Genomic DNA, 14,702 nt, shown 5'->3' with positions numbered 1-14,702 from the left:
ACCGGCCGGACCCCAGGTTCCGGCCGGATGAGCGGAAGGAAGGTGGCCCCGATTTCGGGAAGGAGGCGCTCCAGCATGAAAAGGCCCACCAGGACCGGCAGAACGCGGCCCGGGAGGCCGAGGTGGGCCCGCCTACCGCGAAGGAACGCTGACGCGCCCCTTCACGCCCCGGCCCCCGCGCGCTACCTCTCCCGCCCTTGAATCCTTGCCAGCCCCCGGCTGGCCTTGCAGGGCGACGCGACGGGCAGGACATGACCAGCAGCAACGACATCCGCGCCACCTTCCTCGACTACTTCCGCCGCAACGGGCACGAGGTGGTGGAAAGCAGCCCGCTGGTGCCGCGCAACGACCCGACGCTGATGTTCGCGAACTCGGGCATGGTCCAGTTCAAGAACGTCTTCACCGGGCAGGAGACGCGGCCCTACAAGCGCGCCACCACGGCCCAGAAGTCGGTGCGCGCGGGCGGCAAGCACAACGACCTCGACAATGTCGGCTACACCGCGCGCCACCACACCTTCTTCGAGATGCTGGGGAACTTTTCCTTCGGCGACTATTTCAAGGAACAGGCCATCCCCTATGCCTGGGACCTGCTGACCAAGGATTTTGGCCTTCCGAAGGACCGGCTGCTGGTCACGGTCTACAGCGAGGACGACGACGCGGCGGCGATCTGGAAGAAGGTGGCCGGGCTGCCGGACAGCCGGATCATCCGCATCTCCACCTCCGACAATTTCTGGCGCATGGGCGATACCGGCCCCTGCGGCCCGTGCTCGGAGATCTTCTTCGACCACGGCGACAAGATCCCGGGCGGCCCGCCGGGCAGCCCTGACGAGGACGGCGACCGGTTCATCGAGATCTGGAACCTGGTCTTCATGCAGTTCCTCGAGGAGCCGGCCGGCACTCGGAACCCGCTGCCCAGGCCCTCGATCGACACGGGCATGGGGCTGGAACGCTTCGCCGCCATCCTGCAGGGCAAGCACGACAACTACGACACGGACACGCTGCGGGCGATCATCCTCGCTTCCGCCGAGGCGACGGGGCAGGCGCCGGATGGGCCATTCCGCGTCAGCCATCGCGTCGTCGCCGACCACCTGCGCGCCGGCGCCTTCCTGATGGCGGACGGCGTGTTGCCGTCCAACGAGGGCCGCGGCTATGTGCTGCGCCGCATCCTGCGCCGCGCGATGCGCCACGCGCACATGCTCGGCGCGCGGGAGCCGCTGATGCACCGGCTGCTGCCGGCGCTGGTGCGCCAGATGGGCGCCGCCTATCCGGAGCTGGTGCGCGCCGAGGCGCTGATCAGCGAAACGCTGCGGCTGGAGGAAACGCGCTTCCGCTCGCTGCTCGAACGCGGCCTGCACCTTCTGGCCGAGGAAACCGGCAAGCTCGGCTCTGGCCAGACCCTGCCGGGCGAGGTCGCCTTCCGCCTCTATGACACCTACGGCTTCCCGCTCGACCTGACGCAGGACGCGCTGCGCGCCGAAGGCCGCCCGGTGGACGTGGAGGGCTTCAACGCCGCCATGGCCGAGCAGCGCAAGCGCGCCCGCGCCGCCTGGGCCGGCTCGGGCGAGGCAGCGACAGAGAGCGTGTGGTTCGACCTCAAGGAGACGGTCGGCGCGTCCGAATTCCTCGGCTATTCGACCGAGACGGCGGAAGGCGAGATCGTCGCCATCGTCGCCGATGGCAAGCCGGTGGGCAGCGCTCCGGTCGGGATGGAAGTGGCCGTGCTGTTGAACCAGACGCCGTTCTACGCGGAGTCCGGCGGCCAGGTCGGCGACACCGGCATCATCCAGGCGGGCCCGGCCTGCTGGATCGAGGTGCGCGACACGCAGAAGAAGCTCGGCGCGCTCTACGTCCATCTCGGCACGGTGGTGCAGGGCGAGGCGAGGCTCGGTCTCGCGGTGCAGGCGGAGGTCGCGCATGACCGCCGCGCCAGGATCCGTTCGCATCATTCCGCGACCCACCTGCTGCACGAGGCACTGCGCCGCCGGCTCGGCACGCATGTGGCGCAGAAGGGCTCGCTGAACGCGCCGGACCGCCTGCGCTTCGACGTCTCCCAGCCGGTGCCGATGACCGAGGAGGACCTGCAGTGGGTCGAGGCCGAGGTGAACGCCCGCATCCGCGAGAACGCCAAGGTCACGACGCGGCTGATGACGCCCGAGGCGGCGGTCGAGGCCGGCGCGATGGCGCTTTTCGGCGAGAAGTACGGCGAGGAGGTGCGCGTCGTCGGCATGGGCCATGACCCGGCGGCGGTGGAGAAGCACGGCGTCTATTCGCTGGAGCTCTGCGGCGGCACGCATGTGAAGCGGACTGGCGACATCGGGCTGTTCAAGATCGTGTCCGAGGGCGCGGTCTCGGCCGGCATCCGGCGCGTGGAGGCCGTCACCGGCGACGCCGCGCTCGCCTACATCTCGGAGATGGAGGAAAGCCTGCAGGCCGCGGCAGCGGTGCTGAAGGCGCAGCCGGGCGAACTCGCCGGCCGCATCTCCGCGCTGGTCGAGGAGCGCCGCAAGCTCGAGCGCGACGTGGCGGAGCTTCGCAAGAAGCTCGCCACCGGCGGTGGCGGGGCGGAGGTCGAGCAGGTCGCCGGGCTGCGCGTCGCGCTGCGCGACCTCGGCGAAGTGCCACCGCGCGACCTCAAGGGCCTGGCGGAAGCGATCCTAAAGGGCGGCGCGGCGGATGTGGTGGCGCTGGTCTCCACGGCCGAGGGCAAGGCCTCCATCGTCGTGGCGACGGGCGACGCGGCGAAGGGCAAGGCGGACGCCGTGGCGCTGGTGCGTGCCGCCTCCGCGGCGGTCGGCGGCAAGGGCGGCGGTGGGCGGCCGGACATGGCGCAGGCCGGCGGTCCGGACGGCGCCAAGGCTGCCGAAGCGCTGGCTGCGGTGCGCGAGACGCTGGCGCACGGCGTCGCGGCATGACGGAGGGCGCCGGCGCGGCTGCGCCGGTGAGCGCCCGCTGCCGTGCGCGCGACCTCGGCCTCGCGCCGGGTATTTTCGCGCCCGGCACGCACAACGCGATCACCGACGTGGCCGGCGTGCGCGTCGGCCATGTCACGCTGATCGAAGGCGACGCCACCCGCACCGGCGTCACCGCCATCCTGCCGCATCCCGGCAATCCCTTCGCCGATCGCGTTCCGGCGGGGCTGTCCGTCATCAACGGCTTCGGCAAGCTCGCCGGGGGTACGCAGGTCGCGGAACTCGGGGAACTCGAGACGCCCATCGTGCTGACCAACACCCTCGCCGTCGGGCGGGCGGTGGAGGCGCTGGTGGACTGGACGCTGGCGCGCAACCCGCAGGCCGTCAGCGTCAACGCCTTCGTCGGCGAGACCAATGACGGCCGCCTCAACGACATCCGCGCCCGCGGCGTGACGCAGGACCACGTCCGCGCCGCGCTGGACGGCGCCGCGGAGGGTGCCGTCGCGGAAGGCTGCGTCGGCGCCGGCACGGGCACCATGGCCTTCGGCTGGAAGGGTGGGATCGGGACGTCTTCGCGCGTGCTGCCGGAGGCACTCGGCGCCTGGACCCTCGGCGCGCTGGTGCAGGCGAATTACGGCGGCGTGCTGACCATGGACGGCGTCCCGGTCGGGCGCGAACTCGGCAAGTGGTATCTGAAGGAGCACACCGATCGCGGCGACGCGGACGGCTCGGTCATGGTGGTCATCGCGACCAATGCGCCACTCTCCGACCGCAACCTGATGCGCCTCGCGACACGGGCGATGGCGGGGCTTGCGCGCACCGGCGCGGCCTTCAGCGACGGCTCGGGCGACTACGCCATTGCCTTCTCGACCCATCCCGACGTGCGGCGGACCGCGGAACGCCGCACCCACCAGTCCGTCATCGCCGACTGGCCGAACGACCGCATGTCGCCGCTGTTCCAGGCGGCGGCCGAAGCGGTGGAGGAAGCGGTGCTCAATGCCCTGACCATGGCCACGACCGTGATCGGCCGGGACGGCCGCACCGGGCGCCGCGCGAAGGGGGAGGCGATCGACCTCGACGCCTTGCGAGCGGTGCTTGCGCGGCACGGGCAGGCGGCATGAGCCGGCGCGCAATCCTTGCCGGCGTCGCGTTGCTCGCTCTCGCGCTGTCGGCCGCGGAGGCCGCGCGCACCACGCTGCGGGCCACCCGCCCCGGTGCCCCGCCGCTGACGCTGCGCGCGACCTCCAGCCAGGAACACTGGACCATCAGCGTCCTCGAGGGCGGCATCGAGAGCCAGCGCATCGAGGTGCAGTCCGACCTTCCCGACATGCTGCCCCGGCTCGCTGACACCAACGGCGACGGCGCGGTGGATCTCTGGGTGCCGGTCATCGGCGGCAATGCCAACACCGCCTGGGACCTCTGGCTGATGCAGCCGGACCAGGCGCGCTTCCGCCGGGCGGGCGAGATCGGCGGCCTCGGCTTCTCGCGCGATTCCGCCGGGCGGCTGGTCTCGGTCGGGCGCAACGGGTGCTGCGCCGTCTCCTACACGTTCCATACCTTCGACGCGGAAGGCACGCTGCGGGAGGCCTTCTCCATCGAGCGGCAGGTGGACGACCTCGGTCGCGGCACATGCGAGCCAGTGCCCATCGCCGTGACGCCGCCGCCCGCCGCGGTGCGCGCGACCTGTGGCCTGCGTCCCGGCCAACTGCCCGGCAGGCCGTTGCCGCTGCCCTGAGCGGCACGCCGCGACAGTCGCCGCCCGCGCGCCTTGCAGCGCGACATCACGCGAACCCGGGAGCAGATCCCGATCAGGTGGAACCGCCTGATCGGGTGAAGATGCTTGCAGGAACAAGGGCCTGGAGCGGTATCCGTGAGCCGAGGCGAACGGAGACCGCTCCATTGGGCCGCGTGAGTGCCGGGAATGATATGCCCGGCATCCTTGCCGAGCGTATCCGCACGCGGGGCTGGTGTGGTGGCCGCGTGCAAGACCAAGGGCATGCGGGCGGCAGCGACCTTCGACCTCGAGTCAGCGATCGCTGCCGCTCGTATGAGCGCGAGACCGGCGCACTTCCGCCGGGCTCGCACCTGGAGCGATGTCCGGTCGCGATGGCTTGCGGCAATCGCTCCAGGTTATCGCGCTCGAGGGTATGGTCACCCGGTCGGGTCATTCCATCGATCGGGTCTGCCCTGGGATGCGCAATCAGCCGCGCTGCGGATAGGTGAAGGCCGGACGGGCCTTCAGGCTCTCCACCGTAGCGCCGGGCAGCGTCCAGCGGCTCCGCTCGATGTTCCACTGCAGGTCGCTCAGCGGCACGGTGACATAGCGTTCACCGATACCGAGGAAGCCGCCGACCGACAGGACCGCGGTGATCGCGCCGCCCGACTGGGTCACGAGCAGGTCGTGCACCTCGCCGACGCTGCGGTTCTCCTCGTTGTAGATGTTCGCGCCGATGATGCTGCTGGCGCGGCGGGGTTCGGTGCTCGCGACACGCATGGGCGTCACAGGCTGCGTCGTCTGCGGCATGGGCGGCGCCGGGGCGGGCGTGGTCGCGGCCGGTGGCGTGGCGCGAGGCTGGGCCGGCGCTGGCTGCGTCTGTGACATGACGAGCGTCGGCAGCGTCACGATGGCGGCAGCGAGGGCAGTCGTCATCAGGGTGTTGGTGCGCATGTATGCGTTCTCCTCCGATCTCCCCGGCTTACCGGGATCAAAGTGAAACGCACGCGCCGCCAAGCGGTTTTGGCGGCTCCGTCAAGTCGGCGTGAGTGCATCCCGCGCGGCGGAGCGGAACTCCCGCCGGTGCAGCTCGCGCAGCACGAGCAGGCTGGCGACGATCAGCGCGACCGGGTGGATGATCCAGGCGAGCGCCGCGAGCCCGAAGTAGAAGGACCGCAGCCCGGTGTTGAAGTGCCGCGCTCCGCGGTTGGCGAGGCGCGCCGCAGCCTCTGCCTGCGCCAACGCCTTCGGGTCGCAGGGCATGCCGACGACGAGGGTGCTCGTGTAGTTGAACTGCCGCAGCGCCCAGGTCAGCTCGAAGAAGGCGTTGATGAAGATCAGCAGCAGCAGGCCGATCTTCACCTCCCACATCGTCTCGTCCGGGACCGTGCTCCAGGGCAGCATCGCGACGACGCGCCGCCCGATGTCCGGCGCGGAGAGCATCGCCACCAACCCACCCAGCAGGAGGATGGAGGTGGTGGCGAGGAAGGAGGTGGACGACATCAGGTTGCCGATCGCCGAGATGTCCGCGATGCGGTTCTCCCGCGTCAGCGCCGCACGCATCCAGCGGCGCCGGTGCTCGTCCATGGCGGCGATCACGCTCTTCGCGCGAATGGAGGGCACGCGGTCCACCACCAGGGCATAGACCACCCAGCACAGCACGAAGACAGCGAGGGCGAGCCAGTCGAGGAGGGTCAGCGGCGGCATGGCGCCAGAGTAGCGCGGCGAGGCCGGGAATCGGAACGGCCGCCGCGGTTGCCCGCGACGGCCGTCCCTTCACGCCGGGAAGAAGGCCGGATCAGGCCATCTTCTTCTTCAGGTTCTCGTCCAGCTTGGCGAGGAAGGCCTGGGTGTTGAGCCAGGGCTGGTCCTTGCCGATCAGGATGGCGAGGTCCTTCGTCATTGAGCCGCTCTCGACCGTCTCGATGCAGACCTGCTCGAGCGCGTTGGCGAAATCGACCACGTCCTGCGTGCCGTCGAACTTGCCGCGATAGGCCAGGCCGCGCGTCCAGGCGAAGATGGACGCGATCGGGTTGGTCGAGGTCTCGCGGCCCTTCTGGTGCTCGCGGTAGTGACGCGTCACCGTGCCGTGCGCCGCCTCGGACTCCACCGTCGCACCGTCCGGGGACAGCAGCACCGAGGTCATCAGGCCGAGCGAGCCGAAGCCCTGCGCCACGATGTCGGACTGCACGTCGCCGTCGTAGTTCTTGCAGGCCCAGACGTAGCCGCCTTCCCACTTCAGGGCGCAGGCGACCATGTCGTCGATCAGGCGGTCCTCGTAGATCAGGCCGGCGGCCTTGAACTTCTCCGCGAACTCCTGGTCGAAGACGCGGCGGAAGATGTCCTTGAACTCGCCGTCATAGGCCTTGAGGATCGTGTTCTTGTGGCTGAAGTACACCGAGTAGCCGCGGGCGAGGCCGTAGTTCAGGCTGGCGCGGGCGAAGCCCTCGATCGACTTGCGGGTGTTGTGCATGCCCATCAGCACGCCGCCGCCGGCCGGGAAGTTCGTCACTTCCAGCTCGATCGGCGCGCCGCCATCGGCCGGCGTCCAGGTCAGCGTCGCCTTGCCGGCGCCGGGGATCTTGGTCTCGGCGGCGCGGTAGATGTCGCCATAGGCGTGGCGGCCGACGACGATCGGCTTGGACCAGTGCGGCACCAGGCGCGGCACGTTCTGGCAGATGATCGGCTCACGGAAGATCGTGCCGTCGAGGATGTTGCGGATGGTCCCGTTGGGCGACCTCCACATCTTCTTCAGGCCGAATTCCTTCACGCGGGCCTCGTCCGGCGTGATGGTCGCGCACTTCACGGCCACGCCGTACTGCTTCGTGGCATTGGCGGAATCGACGGTGATCTGGTCGTCCGTCTCGTCGCGCTTCTGGATGCCGAGGTCGTAGTACTTCAGGTCGACGTCGAGGTACGGGAGGATCAGCTTGTCCTTGATGAACCCCCAGATGATGCGGGTCATCTCGTCCCCGTCCATCTCGACGACGGGGGTCTTCACTTTGATCTTGGCCATTGGCTGTCCTCTGCGGGGCGATCGTTGTGCTGGCCCGTCCCGGAGGCGGCCGGCGCGGGCGGAAATTGCCCCGGTTAGGCGGGGGCGGCAAGCCCGGGCGGGCCTGAAAGCCCCGGATCGGAGCCGCCTTGGCGGCTTTCGGAACGGGAAATGCACAGACGATGCGGCGAAAGGGGCGGCGGGCCGTCTTGCCCGCAGCCCGCAGGGGGCAACCGGGACCTGTTGCCGCCGGCCGCGAAGCTCCCTGGCCCGCCCCTCGAGGCAGGCCGCGCGGACATCGCCCGGCGCGGGTGCGCCCTGCGGGCCCTGGCCAGGGTCCGCAGGGCCGGGAAAGCCTCAGCCGAGGCTGGTCACGTCCATCGGCGCCGGCATCCAGGCGTAGCCTTCGCCCTCCTTCGCCACGCGGCCAAGGCCCGGCCAGGGGAAGTGGTAGGAAAGGAGCACCGGCCTGTCGGTGGCGAAGCGGTCGAGCGCCCGCGCCCGGGTCTGCGCCGACTGCTTCGGATCGGTATCGAAGGAGAATTCCAGCAGCGGCCGCCGCAGCAGAAGCACGTGGTGATGCGCGAGGTCGCCCGTGTAGACCATCACGTTGGGCCCGGAACTGATCGCGTAGATCATGTGGCCCACCGTATGCCCCGGGGCGGAGACGGCGGTGATGCCCGGCACCACGTCCTGCCCGTCCTGCACCATGATCATGCGGTCGCGATAGGCGGCGAGGTTCTTCTTCGCCCCGTCGATGAAAGGCACCATGAAGGCCGGGCCGCGCTTGTTGGCGTCGTCGGTCCAGAAGCGGAGGTCGGCCTCGCTGATCGCCACCTGCGCGTTGGGGAAGTTGCGGTTGCCCTGCGCGTCCACCAATGCCCAGCAATGGTCGCAATGCGCGTGGGAGAGCACGACGAGGTCGATCTGCGCCGGGTCGATGCCGGCTTCGCGCAGGTTGCGCAGCAGCCGCCCCGTGGTCGGGCCGAACATGCGGCTCGCCTCGCCCATGCTCTCGCCCATGCCGGTGTCGAACAGGATCAGGTGGCGTCCGGTGTTCAGCACCAGTGCGTTCTGCTCGAGCACCGCATTGGCCGGGTCGAGGAAATTCGCCTGCATCATGGCGTTGATCTCGCCGGGGCGCGCGCCGACGAAGGCATCCTCGGCCTTGCCCAGCGGCAGGGAGCCGTCGGAGACGATCGTCGCTTCGTATTCGCCGAAGCGGAACCGATACCATGCCGGGGCGCCCCGGCCGGCGAAGGGCGCGGCCGCCTCGGCCCGCAGCAGGGGCAGCATCGCGGCGCCAGCCCCAGCGCCCAGGAGGGCGCGGCGAGAGATCGTCATGTTCGGTGTTTCCCCATGTCTGTCGTGGCAGCCGGGACGGGCCTGCGCAGGAAGGCTATGTTCGGGGGCGGGTGCTGGGCCAGTCGCGCTTGCGGGCCGAGGCTACACACCTGCGTTACGGGAAAGGAAGAATTCGATGATCCTCCGCGTGATCGGGGCCGGAATCCTGGGGACCGCCGTGGCGACCGCGGCGGCCGTGACGGCGGTGGCCGCGGGTGGGGCCGGGCTTGCCCTGCTCGTCTGCGCCGCGAAGCGTCGGGCGGCGGCGCGCGCCGCCTGGCCGGCCGAGGCGGACGCGGCGCCCCCGCCGGTCGCCGAGGAAGGCTGAGAGACCGTTTGCGAATGCGCCATCCGGCGCGTTCTGAAGCCCGGCACCGCCCCGGTGCCGGCGTTCTCGAACGGTCCTTGAGCCCGGCCCCTCGCACCCCGGCCGCCCTGCCGGTATGACGCTGGCCTACGACAGGGAAAGGGGCTGCGCATGCGGGTGCTGATCGCGGGCGGCGGTGTAGGTGGGCTGACACTGGCCCTCTGCCTGCATGAGCGCGGCATTCCGTGCACGGTGCTTGAGGCCGCGACGCAGGTTCGCCCCCTCGGCGTCGGCATCAACACCCTGCCGCATGCGATCCGCGAACTCGCGGCACTCGGGCTGCTGCCGGCGCTCGATGCCGTCGCGGTGCGCACGCGGGAACTGCGCTACCTCAACCGCTTCGGCCAGGAGATCTGGGTCGAGCCGCGCGGCACCTGGGCCGGGCACGACGTGCCCCAATTCTCCATCCATCGCGGCCATCTGCACGAAGTGTTGTGGAAGGCGGCGCTGGAACGCCTCGGTCCCGACGCGCTGGTGGCGGGGGCGCGCTTCGCGGGCTTCGAGCAGGATGCGGAAGGCGTGACCGCGCGTCTTGGCGATGGCCGCAGCGCGCGCGGCGACGTGCTGGTCGGCGCGGACGGCATCCATTCCGTGCTCCGCGCCGCGCTGCATCCGGATGATGGCGGGATCCGCTGGAACGGCATCGAGATGTGGCGCGGCGCGGTGGACTGGCCGGAATACGAGGGCGGCGACACCATGATCGTCGCCGGCGACATGCGGGAGAAGCTGGTCCTCTACCCGATCGCCGCCGGGTCGCGGCCGGGGACGCGCCTCACCAACTGGGTGGTCTGCGCGCAGATCGGCGATCCGGCACGGCCGCCGCCGCGACGGGAGGATTGGTCGCGGCCGGGACGGCTCGAGGAAGTGCTGCCGCATGTCGCGCGCTTCCGCATCCCGTTCCTGGACGTGGAATCGCTGGTGCGGGCGACGCCGGAATTCTGGGAATACCCGATGTGCGACCGCGACCCCCTGCCGTGGTGGACGCAGGGAAGGGTGACGCTGCTCGGCGACGCGGCGCATCCGATGTATCCGGTGGGTTCGAACGGCGCGTCGCAGGCGGTGCTCGATGCGCGCTGCCTCGCCGCGCTGCTCGCGGAACAGCCGGCGCCCGAGGCGCTCGCCGCCTACGAGGCCGAGCGCCTGCCGAAGACCGCCGAGATCGTGCGCAGCAACCGCAAGGGCGGCCCGGAGCGCGTGGTGGACGTCGTGTCCGAACGCGCGCCGGAGGGCTTCGTGCGGCTGGAGGACGTCATCGCGCGTGACGAACTCGCCGCCATCGCCGGCGGCTACGCACGCATGGCCGGCTTCGCGACGCCACGGTAGTGCTTCGCTCCTCGCCGCAACATCGGCGCGCGGCGGCAGGCATCCTCGGTTCCGCACATGGCGGGAGAGAGGATGATGGCAAGCCACAGCCGAGCATGGTCGGACGGGCGCGTCGCGCCTGCGGTGCCGCGGTCCTGGCGGTCGGCACTGGACCGGATGGTGACGGCGCTGGAGCGGCGCCGCCAGCGCGCGCGGCTTGCGGTGCTGGAACCGCGCCTGCTGCGCGACATCGGCGTCACCCCGGAGGAGGCGCTGGCGGAATCCCGCAAGCCCTGGTGGCGGCGCTGAGCGGCCGCATTGGCAGCCCTTTCATGCGCGGGCAGGATGCGCTGCGAATGGAGGGATTGCCATGGCAGGACGGATGGATGTGCGGCGCTCGCATGAGGGGCGCGTCGCGCATGTCGCGGTGGATCACGACGCCAAGCTGAACACGCTGAACCCCGACTTGATGCGGGAGTTCGCCGCGACCTTCGCGGCGCTTGCGAAGGAGCCTTCGCTGCGCGCCGTGGTGCTGACCGGCGTGGGGGGGCGGGCCTTCATCGGCGGCGCGGACATCTCAGTGATGGCGGGCATTCCCGGCGAGGTGGCGGCGCAGGACTTCATCCGGCTGGTGCATGGCTGCTGCCGCGCGGTGCGCGACCTGCCGGTGCCGGTGATCGCGCGGGTGAACGGGTGGTGCCTCGGCGCCGGGCTGGAGGTCGCGGCCGCCTGCGACCTGCGCATCGCGGCCGAAGGCGCCAAGTTCGGCATGCCCGAGGTACGGGTCGGCATCCCCTCGGTGGTGGAAGCCGCGCTGCTGCCCGGCCTGATCGGCTGGGGCCGCACGCGGCGCCTGCTGTTGCTGGCCGAGACGATCGGCGCGCGGGAGGCCGAGGACTGGGGCCTGGTCGAGCGCGTGGTCCCCGACGCGGCGCTGGACGCGGCGGTGGAGGAATGGCTCGACCTGCTGCTGGATGCCGGCCCGGAGGCGATCCGCGGCCAGAAGGCGCTGATCCGCAAGTGGGAGGACAGCACCGTCACCCAGGGCATCGCCGCCGGCGTCGAGGCCTTCGGCGCGTCCTGGCGCAGCGACGAGCCCGGGCGGATGCTCGGCGCCTTCATGGCCAACAAGAAGAAGAGCGCCAAGCCCTGAGCACCCCCGTCGCGCCGACGCAGGAGGCGCGACCCTGACAAAGAAGGGAGGGGGCCCGGGGGAGGTTCATCCTCCCCCGCTCTTCTTCCTTCAGCCCGGCGGCGGCAGGAACTCCACCTCGTGCTCGGCCGCGATGCGCACCACCTCGGCCGGGTCCGGGACGTTGTGGATGCGCTTGAACAGCGTCTCGAGGCTGCGTGCCGGGCTGACCCAGAACAGCGCGCGCACGGGCGCGCCGGACTTGTTGAAGATGCCGTGCATGATGCCCATCGGCATGCGGATCAGGTCGCCGGCCTTGGCTTGAACCGGCTGCCCGTCCAGCACCAGGTCGAAGCGCCCTTCGAGGATGCGGATGAATTCGTCCTGCGTGGTGTGGATGTGCGGCGGGACGAAGGTCTCGGGCGGGAAGAGCGTGTCGAAGGCGAAGCAGGACTCGCCGCTCGCCACCGGCTTGTAGGTCTGGCCCAGGATGTTCCAGACGACGCCGCCGATGCCTTCCCCGGCGGGGGTGATGCCTGCGGTCAGAGCGGTCATGATGGGGTCCTCCCTCAAACGTGAAGATACGTGTCGCGCACTTCCGGTGCGGCCGCCAGGGCGTCGCTGCTGCCGGTCCAGACCACAGCGCCCTTTTCGATGACGACATGGCGGTCGGCGAGGCGAAGCAGGGCCGCGAGGTTCTTGTCGATCAGCAGGATCGCCAGCCCCTCGGCGCGCAGGCGGGCGAGGACGGACCAGATCTCGGCGCGGATGATGGGGGCGAGGCCCTCGGTGGCCTCGTCCAGGATGAGCAGGCGCGGATTGGTCATCAGCGCGCGGCCGATGGCGAGCATCTGCTGCTCCCCGCCCGAAAGCCGCGAGCCCAGGTTGCGCCGCCGTTCGGCGAGGCGCGGGAACAGCGCCAGCACCTCCGGCAGCGTCCAGCGCTGCGCACCGCCGGAGCGGTTGGCGGCGGTGGCGACCAGGTTTTCCTCGACGGTCAGGGTCGGGAAGATCTGGCGGCCCTCGGGCACCAGGCCGATGCCCTGCTGCGCGATGCGGTGCGGCGGCCGGCCGGCGACGTCGTTGCCCGCGAAGCGGATGCGGCCGGCGGTGGGGGTGAGCAGCCCCATGACGGCGCGCACGGTGGTGGTCTTGCCCATGCCGTTGCGGCCGAGCAGCGTCACGACCTCCCCCGCGCCGACGGAGAAGGAGACGCCGTGCAGTACGCGGCTGCCGCCGTAGCCGGCGACCAGGTCCTCGACGATCAGCATCAGGCGCCGTCCTCGCCGAGGTAGGCGGCGCGGACTTCCGGATTGCCGCGGATCTCGGCGACCGTGCCGGTGGCGATGACGCGGCCATAGACCAGGACGGAGATGCGGTCGGCCAGCGCGAAGACAGCCTGCATGTCGTGTTCGACGAGCAGGATGGTGTAGGCGGATTTCAGGCGCGTCAGCAGGGCGATAAGGCGTTCCGTTTCCTCCGGCCCGGCGCCGGCGAGGGGTTCGTCGAGCAGCAGCAGGCGGGGTTCCGTGGCCAGCGCGATCGCCAGTTCCAGCGCGCGCTTTTCGCCATGGCTGAGGGCGCCGGCGGGCGTGTCGGCGCGGTCGGCGAGGCCGACCTCGGCGAGCGCCTGCATCGCCGCGTCGTTCAGCCTGCGCTCGGATGCCGCGGGGCGGAAGAAGCGGAAGGACGAACCCGAGCGCGCCTGCGCGGCGAGCGCCACATTCGCCCGCGCCGTGAATCCCGCGACGACGCTGGTGATCTGGAAGGTCCGCGCGAGACCCGCGCGCACGCGGCGCGGCAGGGAGAAGCGCGTCACGTCCTGGCCGGCGAAGACCACGCGGCCCTCATCGGGGGCGACGATGCCGGTGATCTCGTGGATCAGCGTGGTCTTGCCGGCGCCGTTGGGGCCGATGACGGCGTGGATCTCGCCGGGCAGCACCTCGAGCGAGACGCCGTCCGTCACGGCGAGGCCGCCATAGTGCTTGCGCAGCCCGTCGAGGCGCAGCAGGGGCTCAGCCATGGCGCCGCGCCACCAGGCCGGAGAGGCCACCGCGCAGGAAGATCACCGCCAGCACCAACAGCGGGCCGAAGACGAGTTTCCAATGCTGCATCTGCTGCGCGAGCCAGGTCTCCAACAATACGAAGGCCAGCGCGCCGAGGATCGCGCCCCAGAGCCTGCCGGCGCCGCCGAGGATCACCATGAACAGCAGTTCCCCCGACCGCTGCCAGGACAGGCTGGCCGGGGAGACGAACTCGGTTGCGTTCGCCAACAGGAAGCCGGCCAGCCCGCCCATCGCCCCGGCCAGGACGTAGCCGACCAGGCGGAAGGAGTAGGGGGCGAGGCCGACCGCCTCGACGCGTTGCGCGTTCTCCCGCGCCGCGCGCAGCACGCGCCCGAAGCGGGAGGCGAGCAGCATGGCGCAGACAGCCCAGGTCAGCGCCAGCGCGCCGAGGCAGATGTAGTGGAAGGCGAGACGGTCCTCGAGCAGCCGCGTGCCCAGCACTTCCGTCCGGCTGTAGAGCGTGTAGCCGTCATCCCCGCCATAGGCCGCGAGCGAGGAGGCGGTGAAGAACGCCATCTGCCCGAAGGCCAGCGTGATCATGATGAAATGCACGCCGGAGGTGCGGATGGCGATGGCACCCGTGGCCAGCGAGAAGACCGCCGCCGCGCCGACGGCGACAGGCAGCACGCGCGCGGCCTCGGTGACGCCATGCGCGTCGAGGATCGCCACGGCATAGGCGCCGACGCCGACCGAGGCCGCATGCCCCAGGCTGGCCAGCCCCGCCCCGCCGACCAGGAAGGAGAGCGAGACCGCCGCCATACCGAGGATCATCGTCCGCGCCATCAGCGTGGTCTCGTAGGACCCGCCGAACCCCAGCAGCGGCGCCGCACCGAGGGCGATCAGCACCGCAAGCGGCAGCCAGGCCTCGCGCAT

At 70.8% G+C, this 14,702-nt stretch carries 15 protein-coding genes; 7 read left to right on the top strand and 8 right to left on the bottom strand.

The genetic code is table 11. The features are described 5' to 3' along the window. The first annotated feature begins 251 nt into the window (after nt 1–251). From alaS to GXW76_RS11640, 3 genes are read left to right on the top strand one after another with little or no spacing between them, the layout of a single operon-like run. Entirely contained in the window at nt 252–2,912 is a 2,661-nt protein-coding gene (alaS, locus tag GXW76_RS11650; protein WP_211862194.1) for an alanine--tRNA ligase, read from the top strand. Then, entirely contained in the window at nt 2,909–4,030 is a 1,122-nt protein-coding gene (locus tag GXW76_RS11645) for a DmpA family aminopeptidase (protein ID WP_211862193.1), read from the top strand. Before alaS ends, GXW76_RS11645 begins: the two co-directional genes overlap by 4 nt. Continuing rightward, the gene (locus GXW76_RS11640; protein ID WP_211862192.1) at nt 4,027–4,644 is read left to right on the top strand and encodes a hypothetical protein; all 618 of its coding nucleotides are present in this window, start codon (nt 4,027–4,029) and stop codon (nt 4,642–4,644) included. The genes GXW76_RS11645 and GXW76_RS11640 overlap by 4 nt, the downstream gene beginning before the upstream one ends. A 465-nt stretch (nt 4,645–5,109) precedes the next feature. Here the strand turns inward: GXW76_RS11640 and GXW76_RS11635 are convergent, their stop codons facing one another. The 4 genes from GXW76_RS11635 to GXW76_RS11620 form a co-directional block, all read right to left on the bottom strand. Further along, entirely contained in the window at nt 5,110–5,577 is a 468-nt protein-coding gene (locus GXW76_RS11635) for a PRC-barrel domain-containing protein (protein ID WP_211862191.1), read from the bottom strand. Nucleotides 5,578–5,658: 81 nt separating this feature from the next. Beyond that, a complete protein-coding gene (locus GXW76_RS11630; protein ID WP_211862190.1) occupies nt 5,659–6,330 on the bottom strand; it encodes a DUF599 domain-containing protein in 672 nt (223 codons plus the stop codon). Nucleotides 6,331–6,421: 91 nt separating this feature from the next. Further along, the gene (locus GXW76_RS11625) at nt 6,422–7,639 is read right to left on the bottom strand and encodes an NADP-dependent isocitrate dehydrogenase (RefSeq protein ID WP_211862189.1); all 1,218 of its coding nucleotides are present in this window, start codon (nt 7,637–7,639) and stop codon (nt 6,422–6,424) included. 336 nt (nt 7,640–7,975) lie between these two features. Continuing rightward, nucleotides 7,976–8,962, bottom strand: a complete 987-nt coding sequence (locus tag GXW76_RS11620) for an MBL fold metallo-hydrolase (protein ID WP_211862188.1) — start codon at nt 8,960–8,962, stop codon at nt 7,976–7,978. A 136-nt stretch (nt 8,963–9,098) separates the two neighbouring features. Here GXW76_RS11620 and GXW76_RS11615 point away from each other — a divergent pair, with 136 nt between their 5' ends. The 4 genes from GXW76_RS11615 to GXW76_RS11600 all read left to right on the top strand — a co-directional run bounded on the left by GXW76_RS11615 (nt 9,099) and on the right by GXW76_RS11600 (nt 11,784). Further along, complete coding sequence (locus GXW76_RS11615) at nt 9,099–9,290, top strand: hypothetical protein (RefSeq protein WP_211862187.1); 192 nt, start codon at nt 9,099–9,101, stop codon at nt 9,288–9,290. Between the two features lie 150 nt (nt 9,291–9,440). Beyond that, nucleotides 9,441–10,652, top strand: coding sequence for a flavin-dependent oxidoreductase (locus GXW76_RS11610; RefSeq protein WP_211862186.1), 1,212 nt, complete (start codon nt 9,441–9,443; stop codon nt 10,650–10,652). A gap of 72 nt (nt 10,653–10,724) precedes the next feature. Further along, nucleotides 10,725–10,940 carry a DUF1127 domain-containing protein gene (locus tag GXW76_RS11605; protein ID WP_211862185.1) on the top strand — a complete coding sequence of 72 codons (216 nt, stop codon included), beginning with the start codon at nt 10,725–10,727 and terminating at the stop codon, nt 10,938–10,940. 61 nt (nt 10,941–11,001) lie between these two features. Next, nucleotides 11,002–11,784: an enoyl-CoA hydratase gene (locus GXW76_RS11600; RefSeq protein ID WP_211862184.1), complete on the top strand. Its 783-nt coding sequence runs from the start codon at nt 11,002–11,004 to the stop codon at nt 11,782–11,784. 90 nt (nt 11,785–11,874) lie between these two features. Here the strand turns inward: GXW76_RS11600 and GXW76_RS11595 are convergent, their stop codons facing one another. From GXW76_RS11595 to GXW76_RS11580, 4 genes are read right to left on the bottom strand one after another with little or no spacing between them, the layout of a single operon-like run. Continuing rightward, entirely contained in the window at nt 11,875–12,318 is a 444-nt protein-coding gene (locus GXW76_RS11595) for a cupin domain-containing protein (protein ID WP_211862183.1), read from the bottom strand. 14 nt (nt 12,319–12,332) lie between these two features. Continuing rightward, nucleotides 12,333–13,034 (bottom strand): ABC transporter ATP-binding protein, encoded by a 702-nt coding sequence (locus GXW76_RS11590; protein ID WP_211862182.1) that lies wholly within the window; start codon nt 13,032–13,034, stop codon nt 12,333–12,335. Continuing rightward, the gene (locus tag GXW76_RS11585) at nt 13,034–13,786 is read right to left on the bottom strand and encodes an ABC transporter ATP-binding protein (protein ID WP_211862181.1); all 753 of its coding nucleotides are present in this window, start codon (nt 13,784–13,786) and stop codon (nt 13,034–13,036) included. Before GXW76_RS11585 ends, GXW76_RS11590 begins: the two co-directional genes overlap by 1 nt. Beyond that, complete coding sequence (locus GXW76_RS11580) at nt 13,779–14,702, bottom strand: branched-chain amino acid ABC transporter permease (RefSeq protein ID WP_211862180.1); 924 nt, start codon at nt 14,700–14,702, stop codon at nt 13,779–13,781. Before GXW76_RS11580 ends, GXW76_RS11585 begins: the two co-directional genes overlap by 8 nt.

The organism is Neoroseomonas soli, assembly GCF_018129065.1.
In the GTDB taxonomy this organism is placed as follows: Bacteria; Pseudomonadota; Alphaproteobacteria; order Acetobacterales; family Acetobacteraceae; genus Neoroseomonas; species Neoroseomonas soli.
Note: the sequence above shows the minus strand (reverse complement) of the source record. Positions and strands in the feature narration are given on the sequence as shown.